24 protein-coding genes and 1 pseudogene are annotated in these 22,814 nt (G+C 60.8%); 12 read left to right on the top strand and 13 right to left on the bottom strand.

Features of this window, described 5'->3' with window-relative positions; translation table 11 throughout:
• Together B3X29_RS14920 and B3X29_RS14915 are read right to left on the bottom strand one after the other, a co-directional pair.
• Positions 1-786 (bottom strand): ArsB/NhaD family transporter (locus B3X29_RS14920; protein WP_290556458.1); only part of this gene is annotated, 786 nt, incomplete at its 3' end.
• Between the two features lie 44 nt (positions 787-830).
• On the bottom strand, positions 831-1,151 hold the full coding sequence (locus tag B3X29_RS14915; protein ID WP_103178606.1) for a transcriptional regulator: 321 nt from the start codon (positions 1,149-1,151) through the stop codon (positions 831-833).
• A 114-nt stretch (positions 1,152-1,265) separates the two neighbouring features.
• Between B3X29_RS14915 and arsH the strand changes: the two genes are divergently transcribed.
• Positions 1,266-1,949, top strand: a complete 684-nt coding sequence (gene arsH, locus B3X29_RS14910; protein ID WP_159339779.1) for an arsenical resistance protein ArsH — start codon at positions 1,266-1,268, stop codon at positions 1,947-1,949.
• Between the two features lie 86 nt (positions 1,950-2,035).
• Here arsH and B3X29_RS14905 read toward each other — a convergent pair whose 3' ends face one another.
• From B3X29_RS14905 to B3X29_RS14860, 10 genes are all read right to left on the bottom strand, one after another.
• Positions 2,036-2,416, bottom strand: coding sequence for a cell envelope integrity TolA C-terminal domain-containing protein (locus tag B3X29_RS14905; RefSeq protein ID WP_159339772.1), 381 nt, complete (start codon positions 2,414-2,416; stop codon positions 2,036-2,038).
• A gap of 320 nt (positions 2,417-2,736) precedes the next feature.
• On the bottom strand, positions 2,737-3,192 hold the full coding sequence (gene hycI / locus B3X29_RS14900) for a hydrogenase maturation peptidase HycI (protein ID WP_290556457.1): 456 nt from the start codon (positions 3,190-3,192) through the stop codon (positions 2,737-2,739).
• Entirely contained in the window at positions 3,185-3,595 is a 411-nt protein-coding gene (locus B3X29_RS14895) for a formate hydrogenlyase maturation HycH family protein (RefSeq protein ID WP_103178603.1), read from the bottom strand. Before B3X29_RS14895 ends, hycI begins: the two co-directional genes overlap by 8 nt.
• A complete protein-coding gene (gene nuoB, locus B3X29_RS14890) occupies positions 3,595-4,359 on the bottom strand; it encodes an NADH-quinone oxidoreductase subunit B family protein (RefSeq protein ID WP_103178602.1) in 765 nt (254 codons plus the stop codon). Before nuoB ends, B3X29_RS14895 begins: the two co-directional genes overlap by 1 nt.
• Positions 4,356-4,901 (bottom strand): formate hydrogenlyase complex iron-sulfur subunit, encoded by a 546-nt coding sequence (locus B3X29_RS14885; RefSeq protein ID WP_103178601.1) that lies wholly within the window; start codon positions 4,899-4,901, stop codon positions 4,356-4,358. The genes nuoB and B3X29_RS14885 overlap by 4 nt, the downstream gene beginning before the upstream one ends.
• Positions 4,902-4,910: 9 nt before the next feature.
• Complete coding sequence (gene hycE, locus B3X29_RS14880) at positions 4,911-6,620, bottom strand: formate hydrogenlyase subunit HycE (protein WP_159339771.1); 1,710 nt, start codon at positions 6,618-6,620, stop codon at positions 4,911-4,913.
• Positions 6,621-6,635: 15 nt separating this feature from the next.
• Positions 6,636-7,559: a respiratory chain complex I subunit 1 family protein gene (locus B3X29_RS14875; RefSeq protein ID WP_159339770.1), complete on the bottom strand. Its 924-nt coding sequence runs from the start codon at positions 7,557-7,559 to the stop codon at positions 6,636-6,638.
• Between the two features lie 2 nt (positions 7,560-7,561).
• A complete protein-coding gene (hycC, locus tag B3X29_RS14870) occupies positions 7,562-9,391 on the bottom strand; it encodes a formate hydrogenlyase subunit 3 (RefSeq protein ID WP_159339769.1) in 1,830 nt (609 codons plus the stop codon).
• Complete coding sequence (locus B3X29_RS14865) at positions 9,391-9,996, bottom strand: 4Fe-4S dicluster domain-containing protein (RefSeq protein WP_103178597.1); 606 nt, start codon at positions 9,994-9,996, stop codon at positions 9,391-9,393. Before B3X29_RS14865 ends, hycC begins: the two co-directional genes overlap by 1 nt.
• A 77-nt stretch (positions 9,997-10,073) precedes the next feature.
• On the bottom strand, positions 10,074-10,532 hold the full coding sequence (locus tag B3X29_RS14860; RefSeq protein ID WP_159339768.1) for a transcriptional regulator: 459 nt from the start codon (positions 10,530-10,532) through the stop codon (positions 10,074-10,076).
• 233 nt (positions 10,533-10,765) lie between these two features.
• On the opposite strand from B3X29_RS14860, the gene hypA reads away from it, so the two are divergent.
• From hypA to B3X29_RS14805, 11 genes and pseudogenes are all read left to right on the top strand, one after another.
• Positions 10,766-11,116 carry a hydrogenase maturation nickel metallochaperone HypA gene (hypA, locus tag B3X29_RS14855; RefSeq protein WP_103178595.1) on the top strand — a complete coding sequence of 117 codons (351 nt, stop codon included), beginning with the start codon at positions 10,766-10,768 and terminating at the stop codon, positions 11,114-11,116.
• 3 nt (positions 11,117-11,119) lie between these two features.
• Positions 11,120-11,990 (top strand): annotated as a pseudogene (hypB, locus tag B3X29_RS14850) (hydrogenase nickel incorporation protein HypB).
• Complete coding sequence (locus B3X29_RS14845; protein ID WP_159339766.1) at positions 11,981-12,259, top strand: HypC/HybG/HupF family hydrogenase formation chaperone; 279 nt, start codon at positions 11,981-11,983, stop codon at positions 12,257-12,259. Before hypB ends, B3X29_RS14845 begins: the two are co-directional and overlap by 10 nt.
• Positions 12,259-13,380 carry a hydrogenase formation protein HypD gene (gene hypD / locus B3X29_RS14840; RefSeq protein ID WP_159339765.1) on the top strand — a complete coding sequence of 374 codons (1,122 nt, stop codon included), beginning with the start codon at positions 12,259-12,261 and terminating at the stop codon, positions 13,378-13,380. The genes B3X29_RS14845 and hypD overlap by 1 nt, the downstream gene beginning before the upstream one ends.
• Complete coding sequence (gene hypE / locus B3X29_RS14835; RefSeq protein ID WP_159339764.1) at positions 13,377-14,387, top strand: hydrogenase expression/formation protein HypE; 1,011 nt, start codon at positions 13,377-13,379, stop codon at positions 14,385-14,387. Before hypD ends, hypE begins: the two co-directional genes overlap by 4 nt.
• Before the next feature lie 51 nt (positions 14,388-14,438).
• Positions 14,439-16,523: a formate hydrogenlyase transcriptional activator FlhA gene (flhA, locus tag B3X29_RS14830; protein WP_159339763.1), complete on the top strand. Its 2,085-nt coding sequence runs from the start codon at positions 14,439-14,441 to the stop codon at positions 16,521-16,523.
• A gap of 57 nt (positions 16,524-16,580) precedes the next feature.
• On the top strand, positions 16,581-17,225 hold the full coding sequence (gene entD / locus B3X29_RS14825; protein WP_159339762.1) for an enterobactin synthase subunit EntD: 645 nt from the start codon (positions 16,581-16,583) through the stop codon (positions 17,223-17,225).
• Between the two features lie 135 nt (positions 17,226-17,360).
• A complete protein-coding gene (locus tag B3X29_RS14820; protein ID WP_159339761.1) occupies positions 17,361-18,302 on the top strand; it encodes a D-ribose ABC transporter substrate-binding protein in 942 nt (313 codons plus the stop codon).
• An 11-nt stretch (positions 18,303-18,313) separates the two neighbouring features.
• On the top strand, positions 18,314-18,922 hold the full coding sequence (locus B3X29_RS14815; RefSeq protein ID WP_103178587.1) for a DUF2291 family protein: 609 nt from the start codon (positions 18,314-18,316) through the stop codon (positions 18,920-18,922).
• A complete protein-coding gene (locus B3X29_RS14810; protein ID WP_180210766.1) occupies positions 18,922-20,448 on the top strand; it encodes a sugar ABC transporter ATP-binding protein in 1,527 nt (508 codons plus the stop codon). The genes B3X29_RS14815 and B3X29_RS14810 overlap by 1 nt, the downstream gene beginning before the upstream one ends.
• 1 nt (position 20,449) lies before the next feature.
• A complete protein-coding gene (locus B3X29_RS14805; protein WP_159339760.1) occupies positions 20,450-21,538 on the top strand; it encodes an ABC transporter permease in 1,089 nt (362 codons plus the stop codon).
• 108 nt (positions 21,539-21,646) lie between these two features.
• Here B3X29_RS14805 and B3X29_RS14800 read toward each other — a convergent pair whose 3' ends face one another.
• Complete coding sequence (locus B3X29_RS14800; protein ID WP_103178585.1) at positions 21,647-22,600, bottom strand: sugar-binding transcriptional regulator; 954 nt, start codon at positions 22,598-22,600, stop codon at positions 21,647-21,649.
• Between the last annotated feature and the right edge of the window lie 214 nt (positions 22,601-22,814).

Raw genomic sequence — 22,814 nt, 5'->3', positions numbered from 1 at the left:
CACCACAAACAGCACTGCTGCGCCAGCCGCCGCTATCGCACTGACCGGGATCCCCAGCGGCTCCAGAACAAAGAAACCGACAAGCAGCAATAACAGGACAATCCAGCCCGCCCTGAAGGTGGCCGGATCCTTGATCGCACTGACAGGCGTCTTCAGCAGCGAAACGTCATACGTTGCCGGAATATCCCTGCGGAAGAAGAGATGCAGCATGACCAGCGTGGCCGCAATCGCTGCCGCATCCACGGGGATCATAACGGAGGCGTACTGCGTAAAGCCCAGACCGAAGAAGTCCGCCGAGACGATATTAACCAGGTTAGACACAATGAGTGGCAGGCTGGCCGTATCTGCAATAAATCCTGCGGCCATGACAAAGGCCAGTGTCGTGCCCTGGCTGAACCCCAGTGCGAGCAGCATCGCAATCACAATCGGCGTCAGGATCAGCGCGGCGCCGTCATTGGCAAACAACGCAGCAACAGCAGCACCGAGCAAGACTATCCAGGTGAAAAGCAGGCGGCCACGTCCGTTACCCCAGCGGGAGACGTGCAGTGCGGCCCATTCAAAGAAGCCGGACTCATCGAGCAGCAGGCTGATGATGATGACCGCAATAAATGCCGCTGTCGCGTTCCAGACGATATTCCAGACAACGGGAATATCAGCGATATGGATGACACCGGTTCCCAGCGCCAGCACAGCCCCGATACTCGCGCTCCAGCCAATACTCAGGCCTCTGGGTTGCCAGATCACCAGTACCAGCGTCAGTAAAAACATACTCCCTGCCAAAAGCATCTCAGACTCCGTTATATATGATTATGTAAATGTGTTTTCCTTTCTCAGCAGGTGGTGCAGGCTGATTTATCCAGCCATTCACGCACATCCTCCCGCATACACTGCCAGGTCGTCGTGATTGTCTCTGCTGCCCATGCCGGTATGTGGGGTGACAGACGATAGTGGATCCATTTGCCTTCCCGACGGTCAAGTACCAGCCCGGCCTCGCGCAGAATAGCCATATGTCGCGATATTTTGGGCTGCGATTCGGAGGTGACCGCACAGATATCGCAGACGCACAGTTCTCCGGACTCCCGGAGAAGCATCACGATGGCGAGCCGGGTTTCATCCGACAGGATTTTGAAAAGCTGAACAGGTTGTAGCATTTTTCACTCCGTTCCCATTAGAATACACATATGTTAAATCATATGTATTTATTTTGAAATCACCTGTTCTCTCCGGAGGAGAAAAATGGAACAATTTCCTGCCCTGAATACTGAATACTGAATACTGAATGCTTTGATCAACACATTGCCGAACGCCTGCACCTGCAGGAGCCGCCACGGATTCTGATCCTGTATGGCTCAGTAAGGGAGCGCTCCTACAGCCGTTTTGCCGCGGAGGAAGCCGGTCGCCTGCTGACGGCGATGGGCGCGGATGTGAAACTCTTTAACCCCTCCGATTTACCCCTGCCGGATGATGCGCCGGACACGCACCCTAAAGTTACCGAGCTGCGCGGTCTTGTCAGATGGTGTGACGGGATGGTGTGGAGTTCACCGGAGCGGCATGGCGCAATGAGCGCAGTTATGAAGGCACAAGTCGACTGGATACCCTTAAGTAAAGGCGCAGTGCGTCCTTCACAGGGTAAAACGCTTGCGGTAATGCAGGTTTGCGGCGGTTCGCAGTCCTTCAATGCCGTGAATCAGATGCGCATTCTGGGTCGCTGGATGCGGATGTTTACGATCCCCAACCAGTCCTCCGTAGCCAAGGCATGGCAAGAGTTCGACGAAAACGGCCGAATGAAACCTTCGTCATGGTATGACCGCATCGTCGATGTAGCCGAGGAGCTGTTTAAAATCACACTGCTGCTTAAGGGACAAACCGGTTATCTTGCGGATCGTTACAGCGAGCGAAAAGAGAGCCATCAGGAGCTTTCATCCCGTGTCAATCAGGACAAAATATAACGTCTGTTCTTCGTGAATCCATACTGCATGAGCTTAACAACGTCCGCTTCTGGCACAAAGCGGACATTTCAACAATAGTCCGCCACCTACCCCTGCATATCAAACCCAGCCTTTTGAAAATCCCTATACACCTCCGGATTACTAAACGTCGGGAACTTCGCTTTTTGGGCCGCCAGTTTCACCGCCTCACAATACTCTTTGTTGCCCTTGCTGGTTGATACCTTTAAAGCCGTACCATCCTGCGCAAATTCCATATGCAGTCGGCATTTTTTGCCCTTCCAGCGTTGTGGCTCAGCAATTTTATCTTCTATCGCCGCCTTGATCCCCCGCGCCTGCGCGCCCCACGCATCCTGATCGTCCCAGCGGCCAGAACTGCAACTCCCCATCGCGGTGGTTTTGTGGCATCCAGAAGGCTGTAACGGCGCACAACCCGCCGCAAGGCTGACCACAACGGCAAGCGTAAACATCTTCCCTACTCTTTCATGCGATCTCACGCCTTAAACTCCTGTGCTCATATATCCGTTAAAATTAATTTCGGTTTACCACTTTACGAAAATCAGAACTAATAAAAAACACAGGCACAGGTCCGGTAAGGCGTAAGCCGCCACCGGGATTTTCAGAGAGGTACACGCAGTCAGCAACCCGGTTTTAATATTGTGCTCGCACTTGCCGGGCGGCGGCTGACGCCTTGCACGGCCTACAAAACCCACGCTATCAATAAACGTAGGCCCGGTAAGGCGCTAGCCGCCACCGGGCATTTCCAGAGAGGTACCTTCGTGATTACGCGCTACAACTCCTCAAACCCCAGCACCCCATCCCGGTCCAGAAGACTTTCATAAACCTTCTCAACCGCCGCCTTCACCTTCTCCGTCATCGGATAATAAAACCCCACAATATCCGGTTGAATCCCCAAAAACACCACCTCCCCCACATCCCCCTTCAGCTGATCCACCAGGTAGTTGAGCGGCATATTGTGGGTGGTCATCATAAACATCTCGGCGATGTCGTCCGGATCGATACGGCGGATCTCACCGAGGTTTAACCCCATATCCGTCGCATCGACAATCAGCAGGCGCGCCGGGCGCAGCTCGCGGATCGCAACCACGTCGTTTTCCGGGGCGCTGCCGCCATCAAACACCACCCAGTCGCCGCGCGGGGCTTCCCGGCACATCTCAGCCAGCAGCGGACCGGCGCCGTCGTCGCCCATCATGCTGTTGCCGACGCAGAGTAATACATCAGTCACGTTGCCTCCTCACCATCAGGTAGATGGCGTTCTCCTGGTGAATGGCGTGGAGCATCACGAGCAGTGCCTCGCTCCACTCCTGCTGCTGCGCCGTCTGGCGCGCTATCGCGGCGTCAAAGGCGCTGGCCAGCATCACAATATGGTTACTGTCGATGACAATCTCCCCGTAGCGCGGCACGCCCTCCATCTTGCGCCGCGCCTCGCTCCCCGCTTCGAGGGTGGCGATCCACGCCAGGTAATCCTCCCACGGGCAGGTGAGCGCCGCCTCCAGGCAGTCGATCACCCCCAGATGATGGCCGATGGCCAGGCCGTAGTAGATCACCTGCTGGGCATCAGCAGGCGTGTTGTCATTCTGGTCAATGAACTTGCGGCTGAGCTGGCTGAATACCACCGTCTCACTCATCACACACGCTCCTGCCCGACCACCTCGAGGAGGTTACCCACGATCTCGTTCAGGCGCGGATCGTTCTCGTTTGCCAGCCAGCGGGCCACGCTCTCATCGCCCTCGATCAGATGACGCATAAAGTCGTCGGCGATCTGGCGGCCATAGCGGTAGCCCGCCAGGCGGCGGGCGGCGCGGTCGATGCGTACCCGCAGGGGCTGGACCATCTCCGGATGCAGCAGTTCGGCGGGCTGGTTGTCCTGGCTGCCCGGCTCGCGGGCGTGGATCTTCTGCTCCAGCAGCCCCAGCGCCATAGCAAAACCGTAGAGCGTGGCGGCAGGCGACGGCGGGCAGCCGGGAATGTAGACATCCACCGGCACGATTTTGTCGGTGCCGCCCCAGACGCAGTACAGGTCATGGAAGATGCCGCCGGAGTTGCCGCAGGCGCCGTAGGAGATGCAGATCTTCGGATCGGGGGCCGACTCCCATGCCCGCAGCGCCGGGGAGCGCATGGCGCGGGTCACCGCCCCGGTGAACAGCAGAATGTCGGCGTGGCGCGGAGACGGCACCACCTTGATGCCAAAGCGCTCGGTGTCGAAGATAGGCGACAGGGTGGCGAAGATCTCAATCTCGCAGCCGTTGCAGCCGCCGCAGTCCACGCGGTAGACGTAGGCGGAGCGTTTGATTTTTTTCAGCAGCGAGGCCTTCATGCTGGCGATGGACTCGTCCACCGTGACCGGGACCGGGATCCCCTGCTCGTTACGTGGCCCTAACAGTTCGCTCATCGTGTCGCTTCCTCCATTTCCCGGGTCAGCTGGATTTTGTCCGCCGGGGTCAGCCCCTGCAGGCGCTTGCAGTCCGGGCAGGTTTCAAAACTCTCGCGATGCGATTCGGCGCGCTGGTCGCCGTTGTGGCGCAGCAGGGCGATCGCGTAATCAATCTCTTTCTGCACCGCATAGGGGCGCTTGCAGACCCGGCAGTGGCAGATGTCAAAGCGCGACTGTTGCAGGAAATCCGCTTTACTCCACACCGCCAGCTCATACTCCTGGGAGAGCTTAATGGCAGTAGTCGGGCAGACCTCTTCGCAACGGCCGCAGAAGATGCAGCGCCCCAGGTTGAACTGCCAGGCCAGCTGGCCGAACTGCAGATCCGTCTCCACCGTCAGGGCATTCGACGGGCAGGCATTCACGCAGGCTGCGCAGCCGATACACTGCTGGGGATCGTGCTCCGGCTTGCCACGCATATTTTTGTCGACCGCAATCGGCTGGAGGGGATAGGACTCCGTCACCGTGCCGGTTTTGATCACTTTTTTGATAAAGGTAAACATGGCAAGTCCTTATTTCAGCGGCGAATTTTTGCGTTCAATGCTGTAGCGCTCCAGCTCTTTGTACGGCACCACCTGGCTTTTCTTCTTGCGCACATCCACCACCGTCATGCGGTCGGTGCAGGAGTAGCAAGGATCGAGGCTGCCGATAATCAGCGGCGCGTCGGAGACGGTGTTGCCGCGCAGCATGTAGCGCAGGGTCGGCCAGTTGGCGTAGGTGGCCGCCCGGCAGCGCCAGCGCCAGAGCTTCTGGTTGTCGCCGGTCATGCTCCAGTGGATATCATCCCCGCGCGGCGCTTCGCTGAAGCCCAGCGCAAAGCGGTTCGGGATGTAGGTGAAGCCTTCCACCATCAGCGCGCCGCCCGGCAGGTTATCCAGGCCGAAGTCGATCATGTTCAGAGCGGTAAAGACCTCGTTGATGCGCACCTTCAGGCGGGAGATGACGTCGCAGCCCTGCTCGCTGTGCACTTCCATCGGCAGCAGGCCGTAACCGACAAACGGGTGATCGGCGCGGGTGTCGCGGGCGTGGCCGCTGGCGCGCACCATCGGGCCGACGTTGCTGAAGTCGCGGGCGATCTGCGGGTCGAGGCGGCCAATGCCCACGGTGCGCTGTTCGATGTTCGGCGTGCTCAGCAGAATATCCACCAGATCCTGCACCTCACGGCGCATCTGCTGGGCCAGCTGGCGGGTGGCGATCATGTCCTCTTTCAGCAGATCGCGACGGATACCGCCGATCAGGTTCAGGCCGTAGGTTTTACGCGCCCCGGTGAGGATCTCCGCCATCTTCATGGAGGTCTCGCGCACGCGGAAGAACTGCATAAAGCCGGAGTCAAAACCGACGAAGTGGCAGGCCAGGCCGAGGTTGAGCAGGTGCGAGTGCAGACGCTCCACCTCCAGCAGAATGGCGCGGATCATCTGGGCGCGTTCCGGCACCACGATCCCCATCGCGTTCTCCACCGAGGTGGTGTAGGCGGTGCTGTGGGCAAAGCCGCAGATACCGCAGACGCGATCTGACAGGAAGGTCACTTCGTTGTAGCCCATCCGGGTTTCGGCCAGCTTCTCCATGCCGCGGTGGACGTAGAACAGGCGGTAGTCGGCGTCGATGATGTTCTCGCCGTCAACGAACAGGCGGAAGTGGCCCGGCTCGTCGGAGGTGACGTGCAGCGGGCCAATCGGCACCACGTTATTTTTCTTGTCGCCGAGCTCGTTAATGAACGCGTAGGTCTCTTTGTCGGTGGTCGGGGCCGGACGCTGGCGGTAATCCATGCTGTCTTTACGCAGCGGATAGAGTTCGTCCGGCCAGTCGTCCGGCAGCACCAGGCGGCGCTCGTCCGGCAGCCCGACCGGGATCAGGCCGTACATGTCGCGCACTTCGCGCTCGCCCCAGACGGCGGCAGGCACACGCGGAGTGACGGACGGAAATTCCGGTTTATCGGCATCCACCTCCACGCGCACGGTGAGCCAGCAGCGGGTGCCCTGCTCCATCGACAGCACGTAGTAGACGGCATAGCTGCCGCAGAGCTGGCGCTCATCGTTGCCAAAGAGCACCGACAGCCAGCCGCCCTGTTTGTAATAGAGGAACTCGACCACTTCCGGCAGGTAGTTAATTTTCACCGTGACGGTGATTTGATCTTTGGTCTGCCAGGCTTCATCCAGCACCACGCCAGGAAAGGCCTGGTGCAGTGCGGCGAGATAGTGTTGACCAATTTTTTCTTCAGACATGGGTATTCTCTACAGTCACGCCGCCAGCAAGGAGACGAAAGCTAAAAATGCCAGACCAAAACCGGCCCAGGTAATTCGTGAGGTGGCGTTAAAGCGCAGGCGCGCCATGCTGTTCTCAAACAGGGCGATCACCAGTACGCCCACGACCAGCTTGACCACGGCGATGACGACGGCCAACGCCAGGCCGCCTGCGGAGAAGTGGCTCATCTGGCCCCAGGGGATAAACACCCCGACGAACATCTGCAGCACCACCAGCTGTTTCAGGCTGATGCCCCACTTGAGCAGGGCAAAGCCCGCCCCGCTGTACTCCGACAATGGCCCTTCCTGCAGCTCCTGCTCCGCTTCGGCAAGGTCAAACGGCAGCTTGCCCATCTCGATAAAGGTGGCGAAGGCGCAGGCGCACAGAGCAAGGAATAGCGTTACGGTGTGCGCCGCCGGCCAGTGGTAGATGGTGGCGGTCACCGCGCTGATGTGGGTGGTGCCTGCCACCTGAGCGGCAACCCACAGACCGAGCAGCAAGATCGGCTCCACCAGCACGCCGAGCATCGCTTCGCGGCTGGCGCCAATCCCGGTGAACGGGCTGCCGGTATCGAGCCCGGCAATGGCAAAGAAGAAGCGCGCGATGGCGAAGAGGTAGATCAGGGTGATGAGATCCCCCAGCGCGGGCAGCGGCGAGGCGAGCGTGATCACCGGCAGCGCGCTGGCGATGGCGAACATTACCCCCACCATCACCAACGGCATCAGGCGGAAGACCCAGCCGGAGGCGGCCGGGGCCACGCTCTGGCGGCCCAGCAGCTTGATGAGATCGCGGTACTCCTGGAAGATATCCGGCCCGCGACGGGTATGCAGGCGGGCGCGGGCCACGCGGGTGATGCCCGCCAGCAGCGGCGCTGCGGCAAAGAGCACCAGCGCCTGAATCAGTGCGTAGATCAAAGTCATGTTCAGGCTCCTCGGGAGATAACGACAACCACCAGCACCGCCAGCTCAATCAGGGCGATACGGTGGAACAACACGGCGGTGCAGTCGCATTGCCAGCCGGGGATAAAGCGCACCGGGTTGAGCCATTTGCGCAGCTTCAGCACCGGCGCGAAGGACTCCTTAACCGGCATGGCAAAGCCGTGGGCGGTGATGACCATCGACTGCTCGTGGTCGTAGCCGCACACCCAGGCAAAGCCGCGGGCGCGGTTCGCCAGGCGGTTGCCTTTGAAGAGCACCAGAACGATAAAGGGCAGCAGCAGCCCCGCCAGCAGCAGGAGAGTGATCATCGGCTGGGAGACAGTGTTCACCGCCCCGCCGTTCACCGGGAACAGGCGGCCAATCACCGGCAGAAGCCACGGCGCGGCCACGCCGCCCGCCACGCAGCAGAGCGCCGCCAGCACGGTACTGGCGGTCATCAGCCACGGGGCGCAGCAGGCGTTTTCCGCCTCCGGGGTACGCGGTGCGCCGAGGAAGGTGACGCCGTAGACTTTCGCCATACACATCACCGCCAGCGCGCCGGTGATCGCCAGGCCGGTCGTCAGCAGTGGCCCCAGCAGGCGGGCAACAAAGGCATCGTGGGTGCCGAGGTTAAAGAAGGACTGGTAGATCACCCACTCCCCGGCAAACCCGTTCAGCGGCGGCAGCGCCGCCATCGCCATCAGCCCCACCAGCATCGCAAGGGAGATGAGCGGCATTTTTTTGCCGATGCCGCCCAGCTTCTCGATATCGCGATGGCCGGTGCGATACCACACCGCACCCGCGCCGAGGAAGAGCGTGGTTTTAAACAGGCCGTGGTTCACCAGGTGATAGAGCCCGCCGGTAAAGCCCAGCGCCACCAGCAGCGGGCTTTGCAGCGCGATGCCGCTCACCCCTGCCCCCAGGCCGAGCAGGATAATGCCGATGTTCTCCAGGGTGTGGTACGCCAGCAGGCGCTGGATGTTGTGCTCCATCAGGGCATAGAGTCCGCCGACAAAGGCGGTGATCATGCCCATCACCAGCAGCAGCACCCCGAGCCACAGCGGCGGCAGCGCCCCGCAAAGCGCGACGGTCAGCATGCCGTAGAGGCCCACCTTCATCACCACCGTGGAGAAGAGCGCCGCGGCAGGCGCGCTGGCGTTTGCATGCGCCTGGGGTGCCCAGCCGTGCAGCGGGATCACCCCCGCCAGCAGGCCAAAGCCCGCCAGACCCGGCAGCCAGATGCTGGCTCCCGGCGCCTGGTCAGAGGCCATCGCCCCCATTACCGCAAAGTCCAGGGTGCCGTAGTAGCGCCACGCCTGCCAGCAGGCGAAGGCCAGCAGCAGCGTCCCCAGACGCCCCAGCACAAACCAGAGCTTGCCGGACTGAGCGCAGCCGGTAAGAAACGCGCCGCACAGGGCCATGATCTCCGCCATCACCACCAGCCAGCCGAGGTTATCAACCATGATCGCGGCGACGGCGGCGGCCATCAGCAGGTTGGTCAGCAGGCCGTTACTTTTAGCCTGCGGGTGGCGATGCCAGGCGACGGTAAAGAGGCTGATGAGCAGCGCCGGCAGACCGATGGCGATAAGCCACACCGCCCGGATGCCGCTCATCTGGATGTTGACGTGAAGCCAGGCGATCTCCCCCGGCAGGGAGATGTGCGGCGCGGCCAGCAGCGCAATTCCCCCCGCGGTTACCGCCAGGGCGCTGGCAATCGCCCCGCCAAAGCCGGTGATGGCGCCGCTGAGCGTGCGGTTGGCGCTGAACACCAGCGCCAGCACGGCGCTGACGAGGTACCAGCCCAGCGCCTGGTTAATTAACGAAAAGGCATTCATCAGCGCTCTCCTTGTTGCGACTGGAACAACGACAGATCGCCCAGATCCGTATTGATAGTGAGCTCGCGTTTGCGCTTGCTGGCGCGGGCGATATCCTGGTTATTCACCAGACGCAGGGATTTGGTCGGACAGGTGCGTACGCACGCCGGGCCGTCCGGGTCGAAGTGGCACAGGTCGCACTTCACCGCGATGGCGCGCACGCCCGGCACCCAGTCGAGGAACGGACTGACGCGGGCCGGAGCCGGGGGCGCCATCGGCGCTTTGCTGGTGTTGCTGTTGGCGGGGATCGCCAGCGGGCGGCTGCCGGCAAACTCGATGGCGCCGAACGGACAGGCGATGCCGCACAGCTTGCAGCTGACGCACAGGCTTTCATTGAGCTGGATAGCGCCGTCAACGCGGGTGATGGCGTTGACCGGGCAGACCTGGGCGCAGGGGGCGTCTTCGCAGTGATGACAGAGCTGCGGCGCGGAGTCTTTACTGTTACGCATCACTTTCAGCCGCGGCTGGCTTTGCAGGCCATGCTGGCGATGGTTTTCTGAACAGGCCGCCTCACAGGTGTGGCAGCCGATACAGAGCGAGGGATCAGCAATTACAAAACGATTCACCTGGTTTCCTCTGGTGATAGTCATTTTTGACGAAAAACGGGCGGAAGTGTCATTTTCGACACCTGTCGACACCCGGCTCAGACCGCAGCGTGGTGCTGCGCGAGGACGGCGAGGGTCAGGGATTCGCCGCGTTGCGTTGCCTGCCAGATCGCGGCGTAAACCCCGCTGATTTTGTTCAGGAAATGGTTCAGCACCGCCTCACGCTGGTCGACGTTGATCTCGCCATCCAGCATGCCATCGTCCCCGAGACGGACGTGGCCAATCAGCACGCTTTCGGGGTTATCGCGCTCTTCAACGGTGTAACTGAAGATATGGCCGTTGAACGCCTGCTCCGGCGTGACGCGGATAAGGAAGTGGTCGAACAGCCAGAAGCCGAGCCCGCTGTCGGTGTTGCAGCCCACGGTAAGGTGCAGGCTGGCTTTAGAGAGGGTGATGGCCTGAATCAACGAATTGCCGTAGTGGTTCCAGTGGGATCGCAGCACCCGCTGCTGTCCGGCAATGATGGTGGCCTTCTCACTTAATTCGGAAAGTGTCATGTGACGTACCTGATGCGTAATGTGTAAAGAGTTCGCTCCCTTAAGCACGTTTCGTGCCATTTTTTAATTTGTTGAATTTGAAGGTAAATTATTTTTAAAGCCGAAAAGATCACACAAAATGACATGTCATTTCGTCATCTTTGACCGGGCAGCGTGTCCGCTCTCGCCACCCTGCTGCTAAAAGATGGCATCAATATTGCTTAATCCGGCCAGACTTTACCGGGAACAGCACAATGCACGAAATCACCCTCTGCCAGCAGGCGCTGGAATTGATCGAAAAACAGGCTCACCAGCATCAGGCGAAACGCGTGACGGGCGTCTGGCTGCGCGTCGGCGCCTTCTCCTGTGTGGAGAGCAGCGCCCTGCAGTTTTGCTTTGAGCTGGTGTGCCGCGAGACGGTCGCCGAAGGCTGCGCCCTGCATCTCGAAGAGCAGCAGGCGGAATGCTGGTGTCAGGATTGCAAAGCCTACGTCGAGCTGGTGACCCACCGCGTACGACGCTGCCCGCAGTGCGGCGGGGCGAACCTGAATATCGTCGCTGATGACGGGCTGCATATCACGCGTCTGGAAATTGAACAGGAGTAAACCATGTGTACCACCTGCGGTTGCGATCAGGGCAACCTCTATATTGAAGGCGATGAGCATAACCCGCACTCCGCTTTTCGCAGCGCCCCCTTTGCGCCGGCACACCGTCCGGCGCTGCGCATCACCCGCGTGGACGCTCAGGCTTTTACCCCGACAGAGCCCCTGGCGGGCCAGCTGGATTACGGCCACGGCGAGGCGGGCACCCATGCGCCCGGCCTCAGCCAGCGCAAAATGGTGGAGATCGAGATGGACGTGCTGGGCAAAAATAATGCGCTCGCCCGGCGCAACCGCGCTATTCAGCGCCCGCAACCAGCTGGCGCTGAACCTGGTCTCCAGCCCCGGCTCCGGTAAAACCACCCTGCTGACCGAGACCTTAAAACGTTTGCAGCAGCGCGTACCCTGCGCGGTGATCGAGGGCGATCAGCAGACGGTGAACGACGCCGAGCGGATCCGCGCCACCGGCACCCCCGCCATCCAGGTCAACACCGGCAAGGGCTGCCATCTCGACGCGCAGATGATCGCGGATGCGATGGCGCGCCTGCCGCTGGAGGATGGCGGCATTATGTTTATTGAGAATGTCGGCAACCTGGTCTGCCCGGCGAGCTTCGATCTTGGCGAGCGCCATAAGGTGGCGGTGCTCTCCGTTACCGAAGGCGAGGATAAGCCGCTGAAGTACCCGCACATGTTCGCCGCCGCCTCGCTGATGCTGCTGAACAAGGTCGACCTGCTGCCCTACCTCAATTTTGACGTGGAGAAATGCCTCGCCGCCGCCCGGGAAGTAAACCCGGAAATTGCGATTCTGCTGGTCTCCGCCACCCGCGGCGACGGGATGGACGCCTGGCTCGACTGGCTGGAGGCGCAGCGATGTGCATAGGCATTCCTGGAAAGATCAGCGCCATCCATGACGGCATGCAGGCCAGCGTGGAGGTGTGCGGCGTACTGCGCGATGTGGATCTGACCCTTGTTGGCGATCGTGACGAAAAGGGCCAGAGCCGTCTCGGGCAGTGGGTGCTGGTGCATGTCGGCTTTGCCATGAGCGTGATTAACGAAGAGGAGGCGCTGGATACCCTCGCCGCCCTGCAGAACATGTTTGAGGTGGAGCCGGACGTCGGCCCGCTGCTGTTTGGCGAGGATCCCCGCTGATGCGCTTTGTTGATGAATACCGCGACCCGCAAAAGGTGATGCAGCTGATCGAGGCCCTGAAGGCCCGGGCCGGGCTGCTGGCCTACACCTATGCCCGTCCGCTGCGCATTATGGAGGTGTGCGGCGGTCACACCCACGCCATCTTTAAGTTCGGGCTGGATCAGCTCCTGCCCGACAACATCGAGTTTATTCACGGCCCCGGCTGTCCGGTCTGCGTCCTGCCGATGGGGCGGATCGATACCTGCATCGAAATCGCCAGCCATCCGGAGGTGATCTTCTGCACCTTCGGCGATGCGATGCGGGTGCCGGGGCAAAATGGCTCGCTGCTCGACGCCCGCATGCGCGGCGCGGATGTGCGGATCATCTACTCCCCCGCCGACGCGCTCAAGCTGGCCCGGCAGAACCCGGATCGCAAGGTGGTCTTCTTCGGGCTGGGGTTTGAAACCACCATGCCCGCCACCGCCCTGACCCTGCGCCAGGCAAAAGCGCTTAACGTGCAGAACTTCTTCTTTTTCTGCCAGCACATCACGCTGATCCCGGTGCTGAAAAGCCTGCTGGCGCAGCCGGAAAACGGCATCGACGCCTTCCTGGCGCCGGGGCACGTCAGCATGGTGATTGGCATCCATGCCTACGACTTTATCGCCGCCGACCATCAGCGCCCGCTGGCGGTGGCCGGTTTTGAACCGGTGGATCTGCTACAGGGGGTGCTGATGCTGGTGGAGCAGAAGATTGCCGGCATAAGCCAGGTCGAAAATCAGTATCGCCGTATCGTCCCGGAAGGGGGCAACGCCGTGGCCCAGGCGGCCATCGCCGAGGTGTTCGGCATTGAAGGCGACAGCGAGTGGCGCGGGCTGGGGGTGATTTCGCACTCCGGCGTGCATCTCACCGAAGCCTATCGTCAGTTTGACGCCGAGCGTCACTTTCGCCCCCGGGCGCAACAGATTTGCGACGATCCCGAGGCGCGCTGCGGCGAGGTACTCACCGGGCGCTGTAAACCGGCGCAGTGCCCGCTGTTTGGCGGCAAATGTACGCCGCAAAGCGCCTTTGGCGCGCTGATGGTCTCATCGGAAGGGGCGTGCAGCGCCTGGTATCAGTACCGTTCTCAGGAGTGTGAAAGTTGAAACAGATAACCCTCGCCCACGGCAGCGGCGGACAGGCGATGCAGCAGCTGATCGGCGAGCTTTTTATGCGCGCCTTCGCCAACCCGCTGCTGGATGAACAGGAAGACCAGGCCCGGATCCCGCTGCACGAACTGACCGTCCACGGCGACCGGCTGGCCTTTTCCACCGACAGCTACGTGATTGACCCGCTCTTCTTTCCGGGGGGCGATATCGGCAAGCTGGCCATCTGCGGCACCGCCAACGATGTCGCCGTGAGCGGGGCGATCCCGCGCTGGCTCTCCTGCGGCTTTATCCTCGAAGAGGGGCTGGAGATGGCGACCCTTGAGCGCATCGTCACCAGCATGGCCGCCACCGCGGCGGCGGCGGGCATTGCCATCGTCACCGGCGATACCAAGGTGGTACCGCGCGGCGCGGCAGATAAAGTGTTTATTAATACCGCCGGTATCGGTTCGGTGCCCGAGGGGGTAAACTGGGGTATGCGCCAGATTGAGGCCGGGGATGTGCTGCTGGTGAGCGGCACGCTCGGCGATCACGGCGCCACCATCCTTAACCTGCGCGAAGGGTTAGGTCTGGAGGGCGATCTGCAGAGCGACTGCGCGGTACTGACGCCGCTGATCCAGGCCCTGCGTGGCGAGCCCGGCATCAAAGCCCTGCGCGACGCCACCCGCGGCGGCGTGAACGCCGTGGCCCATGAGTTTGCCGCCAGCAGCGGCTGCGGGATTGAAATAGAAGAAGCCAGCCTGCCGGTGAAACCTGCCGTGCGCGGCGCGTGCGAACTGCTGGGGCTTGACCCGCTCAACTTCGCCAACGAAGGCAAGCTGGCTATCGTGGTGGAACGCCAGGCGGCCGAACGGGTGCTGGCCCGGCTGCGGGCGCATCCTTTGGGCGTGAACGCCGCTATTATTGGTGAGGTGGTTGAGCACAAAGGGGTACGACTTACCGGACTATACGGCGTAAAACGGTCGCTGAATTTGCCCCACAGCGAGCCACTGCCGCGAATTTGCTGATCCGGGCGGCGCATTCGTCTCTTATTTTTCTGGATACTCTGGATAAAACGCATGTCGTATACACCCACCAACGATCCTGTCGATCACGGATTGTTCGACATTACCCGTACTCTGCTGCAACAGACCGATCTTTGCGCCCTGGCGCAGGCGCTGACCCAGCATGTCCGGCAGATAAACCTCGCCGATAGCGTTCATATTCTGCTCTGGCAGTCGGAATCGCGCCGGGTCTGTCTCTACAGCACCGACGAACAGGGCTGTGATATCCGCTACGAAGATGAGCCCCTGCTGGCGAGCGGCCCTTTTCGCCGCATGCTTTCCCGCCCGGACGTGCTGCACTGCACGGCGGCGACCTTTAACGAGACCTGGCCGCAGCTTGCCGCCCTCGATCGTTATCCCTCATTTGCCCACTACTGCCTGACGCCCATCGCCGCCGATGGCCGCATCTTCGGCGGCTGCGAGTTTTTGCGCACCCAGGAGAAACCCTGGAGCGACAGCGATTTTTCCCGCCTGCAAACCCTCACCCAGGCGGCCGGGCTGGCCGTGGAGCAGATCCAGGCGCGGCTGCACAACAGCGACAACTACGACCTGCTCTGGCGGGAGCGTAACGATTTTCGCCTGCTGGTGGCGATCACCAACGCCGTGCTGTCGAAGCTCGACCTTGATGAGCTGGTGTCGGAGGTGGCGCAGGAGATCCAGCGCAACTTCGGCATCGACTCCATCAGCATGGTGCTGCGCAGCGATCGCAAAGGGAAGCTCCTCGTCTACTCCACCCACTATCTCGATAAAGAGGCGCCCCTGCACGACCAGAGCGAAGTGGATGAAAAGGGCACCCTGTCCGAAAAAGTGATGCGCAACAGGCAGATGCTGATGCTTAACCTGCATCACCGGGATCAGCACGCCCCCTATGAACGCATGCTGTTTGATATGTGGGGCGAGCAGGATCAGACCCTCTGCCTGTTCCCGCTGATGTTCCGCGACCGGGTGCTGGGCACCCTGAAGCTGGCGCAGTGCAACGCCCAGGTGTTTACCCCGTCCAATCTGAAGCTGCTGAACCAGATTGCCGAACGTGTCGCCATCGCCGTGGATAACGCCCTCTCCTACCGGGAAATCAGCCATCTCAAGGAGCGGTTGATCGACGAAAACCTCGCCCTGACCGAGCAGATCAACAACGTTGCCACCGATTTTGGCGAAATCATTGGCCGCAGCAGCGCCATGATGACGGTGATGAAGCAGGTGGAGATGGTCGCCCGGAGCAACAGTACCGTGCTGATCCTCGGCGAGACCGGCACGGGTAAGGAGCTGATTGCCCGCGCCATTCACAACCAGAGCGGGCGCAGCGACCGGCGGATGGTGAAGATGAACTGCGCGGCGATGCCTGCCGGGCTACTGGAGAGCGATCTCTTTGGCCACGAACGCGGGGCCTTTACCGGCGCCAGCGCCCAGCGCATTGGCCGCTTTGAGCTGGCGGACAAAAGCACCCTGTTTCTGGATGAAGTGGGCGATATGCCCATTGAGCTCCAGCCCAAGCTGCTGCGCGTGCTCCAGGAGCAGGAGTTTGAGCGCCTCGGCAGCAACCGCATCATCCACACCGACGTGCGGCTGATTGCCGCCACCAACCGCGATCTGACGCAGATGGTGGCCGACCGCGAATTCCGCAGCGATCTCTACTATCGTCTTAACGTCTTCCCGATCTTCCTGCCGCCGCTGCGCGAACGCCCGGAAGATATTCCCCTGCTGGTGAAATCCTTCACCTTTAAGATTGCCCACCGTCTGGGGCGCAACATCGACAGCATTCCGGCGGAGACCCTGCGCCAGCTCAGCAGGATGGAGTGGCCGGGCAACGTGCGCGAGCTGGAAAACGTGATTGAGCGTGCCGTGTTGCTCACCCGCGGCAACGTCCTGCAGCTTTCGATGCCGGATATCGATTTTCATCGCGCCAGCAGTACCGCGCCGGAGACCGTGGTGAGCGAAATTCGCGAAGGCGAGGAGGAGTATCAGCACATTGTGCGGGTGCTGAAAGAGACCAACGGCGTGATCGCCGGACCGCGAGGCGCGGCCCAGCGTCTGGGGCTGAAACGCACCACCCTTCTGTCGCGCATGAAGCGCCTGGGGATCGACAAAAACGCCCTCTTCTGAGCAACCGGGCCGCAAACAGGTTAAGATAGCGCTCCTTTTGTCCACCGCGAGAAGAATATGCAGACCACCCACGCCACATTTCTTCTCGCCGGAGAGACCATTCACCGCGTCACCTTCGATCCCGCCACCTTCACCGAGGCCGATCTGCTCTGGCTGCCGCACCATCACCAGCTCTCTGACGCCGGACGCAAACGCAAAGCCGATCATCTGGCCGGGCGCATCGCCGCCTTTCATGCCCTCAACAGGCAGGCCATTCCCGGCATCGGCAGCAGCGGGGAACCGCTGTGGCCTGCCGGGGTGCGGGGCAGCCTCTCCCACAGCGGCACGCAGGCGGTAGCGATTTGTCGCGATAATGGCCTGGTGGGGATCGATTGCGAAGCGATTATCGCGGAAAACGAAGCGCGTGAGATTCAGGATGGGGTGCTTGATCCTGCGGAAGCCCACGTGCTGGCCGACTGCGGTCTTCCCTTCGCGCTCGCCTTCACCCTGGCCTTTAGCGCCAAAGAGAGCCTGTTCAAAGCGCTCTTCCCTCAGGTACAGGCGTGGATGGGGTTTGAGTGCGCGCGCGTCACCTCCCTGACCGCCGACGCGCTGACCTTAATGCTGACCCGCCCGCTTTCTCCCTTCACACAAAATCAGGTATTTACCGCGCACTGGCTCCATAAAGACGCGACGGTGGTGACGCTGATCTGTGATGAATAATTGCTCAGGATCGTGATCCTTTTCTCCTTTTAAACAAATTAGCTGCCTGAACCGTAGACAGTTTTATCAGGCAGTCTTATCGTTACAATGAATAATAAATCATTATTGAATAAATATTCAATGTGGAGAAAAAGAATGAACACGACCTTTGTAAAATCCGCTTTACTGGCCTCAATGATCGCCGCTTCCGGTTCCCTGTTTGCCGCCGATAACGGACTCATTGCGATTATTACCCCCTCACACGACAACCCGTTCTTCAAGGCTGAAGCCGACGGCGCGGCGGCGAAAGCAAAGGAGCTGGGTTATACCACCCTTGTCGCCTCGCACGACGATGACGTGAACAAACAAAACCAGCTGATTGAGACCGCCATCGCCCGTAAGGCGAAAGCGATCATTCTGGATAACGCCGGGGCGGATGCCACCGTTGGTCCGCTGGAGAAGGCCAAAGCGGCAGGCGTCCCTGCCTTCCTGATCGATCGTGAAATCAACAAAACCGGCGTGGCGGTAGCGCAGATTGTCTCGAACAACTATCAGGGGGCGCAGCTCGGTGCGGAGAAATTCGTCAAGCTGCTGGACGGCAAAGGGAAATACGTTGAGCTGCTGGGCCGTCCGTCGGACACCAACGCCCACGTGCGCTCCCAGGGCTATCACGACGTCATCGACGACTACCCGGACATGAAAATGGTGGCGCAGCAGACCGCCAACTGGAGCCAGACCGAAGCCTTCACCCGTATGGAAGCCATCCTGCAGACCAACCCCGATATCGTGGGCGTGATCTCCGGTAACGACACCATGGCGCTGGGCGCCGAAGCCGCCCTGAAGGCCGCCGGGAAGAACAACGTGATTGTGGTCGGCTTTGACGGCAGCGACTACACCCGCGACTCGATCCTGAAAAAAGGCAACATCAAAGCCACCGTCCTGCAGCCGGGCTGGCAGCAGGCGCAGATGGCCGTTGAGCAGGCCGACTACTACCTGAAAAACGGCAAAGCGCAAAAAGATGAGAAGCAGCTGATGGACTGCGTGCTCATCGACGAATCCAACGCCAGCAAGCTGAACCTGTTTAACCTCAGCAAATAAGCGGAGGCAGTATGCGATTAACACAATGGGGCGCCGCGCTGACAGGCGCAGCCGCCCTGTTGCTGACGGCCTGCACCGTGGTGGATCTGGATGAGAACGGCAAGCCGATCATGCCTGCCGATCCCAACGCCAAAGCGAGCTTTGACAACCAGACCCCACAGCAGATCGCGCAACAAACCTGGCAGCCGCGGATCCTCGACGCCGCGAAAAATCATGCCCTGGACGCCAGCGCCCTCTCCACCCAGCTGAACACGCCCGCAGCCACACCGCAGAGCGTCTTCGTGCGCCTTACCGGCAAGGTGGAGCGCGTGGATGCCAGCAACGCGCGTGAGCAGAAGCTGGTGATGACGGTGAACGGCCAGCCGGTGGAGATCCAGAGCGGTCCGGTGATGCGCGGTAACGCCATCCGCGACGCCGCCGGGTTCCGCTTCGATGAATTTACCAACCAGGTTCAGTATGCCCAGCTCTCCCGCGCCCTGAACCGCGAGGCGGCGAAGCATCTGCCGAAAATTGACGACAGCTGGAGCGGCAAAAATGCCACCGTGCTGTTCGCCACCACCCTGACGGGCGGCAAGGCGAATGAGGCGGCAGCGCTGGAACTGAAACAGGAGACGCCGTGATGAGCGATACCCCGGCAGACGACATTATCCTCAGCACCCGCGGCATCTCGATGCTCTTTCCCGGCACCGTGGCGCTGGATAAGGTCGATTACCGCGTCTGGCGCGGCAAAGTGAACGTGATTATCGGCGAGAACGGCGCCGGGAAATCGACGCTGATGAAGATCCTCGCAGGCGTCCAGCAGCCCAGCCTCGGCGAGATGTGGCTCAACGGCAAACAGGTCTCGTTCGCCAGTACCCGGGATGCCGCCGCCCACGGCATTGGCATGGTACACCAGGAGCTGAACCTGTTTGAGAACCTCAACGTGGCGGAGAACGTCTTCCTTGGTCGCGAGCTGCAAAAAGGGGTAACGCCGATCAACGAGGCGGAACAGGAGGCCCGCACCGCGGAGCTGCTGAAGCGCCTCGATCAGCCTATCTCCCCGCGTGAACTGGTGGGCAACCTGAAGGTGGGACAGCAGCAGCTGATCGAGATCGCCAAGGCGCTGGCCGAGGATGCCGACATCCTGATCCTCGACGAGCCCACCTCGGCGCTGAGTAAAACCGAGGTGGAGATCCTGTTTCGGGTGATCCGCGAGCTGACCCGTCAGGGGGTCTCCATCATCTATATCTCCCACCGCCTGGAAGAGCTGATGGCGATAGGCGATGTGATCACCATTCTGCGCGACGGCAAATTCCAGGCCGAAGCGAAGGTGCAGGATATCGACGTGCCGTGGATTGTGCGCGAGATGCTCGGCAGCGACCCGGTGAGTAACTTCCTTGAGCCGGGCCGCACCTTCGGCGCGCCGGTGCTGGAAGCGGAGCACATCACCTGCGTCAACGCTGCCGGGAATACGGTGGTCAACGACGTCAGCTTCCAGGTCAAAGCCGGGGAGATCGTCGGCATCTACGGCCTGATGGGGGCCGGACGCACGGAGCTTTTTGAGTGCATGCTCGGCACCGAGCGCAACTATCTGGGCAAGCTGTGGCTCGACAGTAAACCGGTGCCCCAGCGCTTAACCACCGCCGAGCGTATCCGCATGGGGATGAGCCTGGTGCCGGAAGACCGCAAACGCACCGGCATTTTCCCCGGCTCGTCGGTGGCCAGCAACCTGACCATCGCCAGCCTCTGGCGTCGGTTGCAGCGCGGCTTTGCCATCGCGCAAAAGGCGGAGCAGCAGGTCGTCGCCAGCACCATCGGCAACCTGTCGATTAAGGTCTCCACCCCGGAAGTAGAGATCCAGGCGCTCAGCGGCGGCAACCAGCAAAAGGTGGTGATTGGCCGCTCGCTGCTGACCAACCCGAAGGTGCTCTTCCTTGATGAGCCGACCCGCGGCATCGACGTGGGGGCCAAAGCGGACGTATTCCGCATGATGGTGCAGCTCTCTGAGGAGGGGATCGCGGTGGTCTTCTCCACCTCGGATTTGAAAGAGATTATGGCGGTATCTGACCGCATTCTGGTGATGTCCGGCGGCAAACTGACCGCCGATATTGTTCGCGATCGGGCCGAAGAGTCGGCACTGGTAACCGCAAGTGCTCAGGGGTTCTAAGATGAAAACGACACAGTCTGTCGCGCTGGCACCGCATAAAGGGGCCTCGCTTTCCCGGGAAAATGTTCTGCTGCTGTTGCTGAAAATGCGCACCTTCATTGCGCTGTTTTTGATTGTCGGCTTCTTCACCATGACCGTGCCGGGCTTTCTCTCCACCGGCAGCCTGGTGATCATGATTAAACATATCGCCATCAACGCCTTCCTGGCGCTGGGGATCACCTTTGTGATCATCACCGCCGGGATCGACCTCTCCATCGGCGCTACCCTGGGGCTGTGCGGGATGATCGCCGGGTGGATGATCACCAAAGGGATTGTGCTGCCGATGTTTGGCATCGCCATCTTCCCGAGCGTGTGGGTGATTGTGCCCGTGGTGCTGCTGATCGGCGCACTGATAGGGGCGGTGAACGGCTGGATCATCACCCGCTATAACGTCGCGCCCTTTATCTGCACGCTGGGTACCATGTACGTGCTGCGCGGCGCGTCGATGCTGACCTCCGACGGCCAGACCTTCCCGGGGCTCTCCGGTAACCCGCAGCTGGGGAATACCGGCTTTGATGAGATTGGCGCAGGCACGTTCCTCGGCATTCCGTGGGCCATCTGGATGATGATCGTGCTGGCGCTGGTCATCGCCTACATCGCCCGCCGCCTGCCCTTTGGCCGCCACGTCTACGCCATCGGCGATAACGAGCGCGCCGCAGAACTCTCCGGGGTGCGGGTCAAGCAGGTGAAAGTGCTGGTCTATACCCTGTCGGGGTTCTGCGCTGCCATCGCCGGGATTGTGGTTTCCGCCCAGCTGTTAGCCAGCCATCCGGCCAACGGCACCGCCTTTGAGATGAACGCCATCGCCGCGGTGGTGCTGGGCGGCACCTCGCTTGCTGGCGGCCGCGGCACCATTCTCGGCACCCTGATCGGCGCCTTCGTCATCGGCTTTTTGGCCGACGGCCTGGTGATGATGGGGGTGAGCGAGTTCTGGCAGATGGTGATCAAAGGGATTGTGATTATCGTGGCGGTGATTATCGACCAGATGCAAAACCGGATGCAGCAGAAAGCGGCGGTGGTGGCGCAGAAGGCGGTGATGGAAGGAAAGTAGCGACATTGTGCGGGGTTTATGCCGGGTGGCGCTACGCTTACCCGGCCTACAACGGCACAACATGTAGGCCCGTGCAAGGCGAAGCCGCCGCCGGGCAAAATGCACTGCTTACGATGTCTTCAATAAACTCCGCGCCGTCGGGTAATCGGTGATTAACACGTCGATATACTTCCCTTCCAGCGCCCCGCGAATGGCGTTGCGTTTCTCTTCCCCGCCCGCCAGGGCGATTACCTGCGGGCAGGCGCGGATCTGCGCCAGCTCCATACCAATCACCGGATCTTCTTCGGCACTCAGCACCGGCTCGCCTTTCGCATCGTAGTAATGCAGGCAGATATCCCCTACCGCCCCGCGTTCGGCCAGCAGTTTGAGCATCTCTTCGTTGTAGTAGTTGCCGGAGTTCTTCAGCAGCTGCGACGGCTCCAGCTCGCCGATGCCGACGATCGCCACATCCACTTCGGCAAATTTGCTTACCACCGCCGCCACGTCCGGGCTGCTCACCAGCCGGGCGCGCTCCTCTACCGAGTGCTCAATACTTTGCGACGGCAACAGCCACGCCGGGCAGCCAAGGTGTGCCGCCAGCTGCTGGGTGAGGATGGTCGCCTGCACGTTGCCGTTGGGACCTACGCCGCCAAGGAGCTGGATCACCCCCGCGGCGCGGATATTCTGCGGGTGCATCTCATCCACCATGCAGCGGATGGTGCTGCTCCAGGAGGAGATCCCCACCAGGTCTTCCGGACGCAGGCGGGTTTCGACATAGTGCGCCGCCGCGCTGCCGATGGCGTGCTTGATCTGGGCACTGGACGGGCTCTCGCCCACGTCCACCACGATGGCCTGGCGGATGCCGTACTGCTCCTCCAGCGCCTTTTCCAGCGAGACAAAAATATTGGTAGGCTGAACGACGGTAATTTTGACCAGCCCCTCTTTCTGGCAACGCGTCAGCGCTCGCGACACGAAGGATTGTGAGAGGTGCAGCAGCGAGGCAATCTCGGACTGCTTTTTATTCTCGCTGTAGTAAAGTGTGGCGATCTTCACCAGCAATCGCTGTTCATCCTGTTTCGACATAACGTTCCCCTTAATCGGCTGTCGTTATTTTTATTCATCACTGAATATTTAACAAGCAAGCGCCCACCCGATCCGCCAGGCAAATGTGATCCTTTTCTCCTTTCTTCGAAATTTGCCCGCTCAAACCGTAGACAAACCTCCTGACTGGGCATACCTTACATTACATGAATAATAAATCAGCATTGAATATATATTCAAAGCGGTTATAAATCCC

Origin of the sequence: Leclercia sp. UBA5076, assembly GCF_002416465.1 — a bacterium.
Classification (GTDB): Bacteria; Pseudomonadota; Gammaproteobacteria; order Enterobacterales; family Enterobacteriaceae; genus Enterobacter.
The sequence above is the reverse complement of the archived record's forward strand: the minus strand, read 5'-3'. Positions and strand labels throughout refer to the sequence as shown.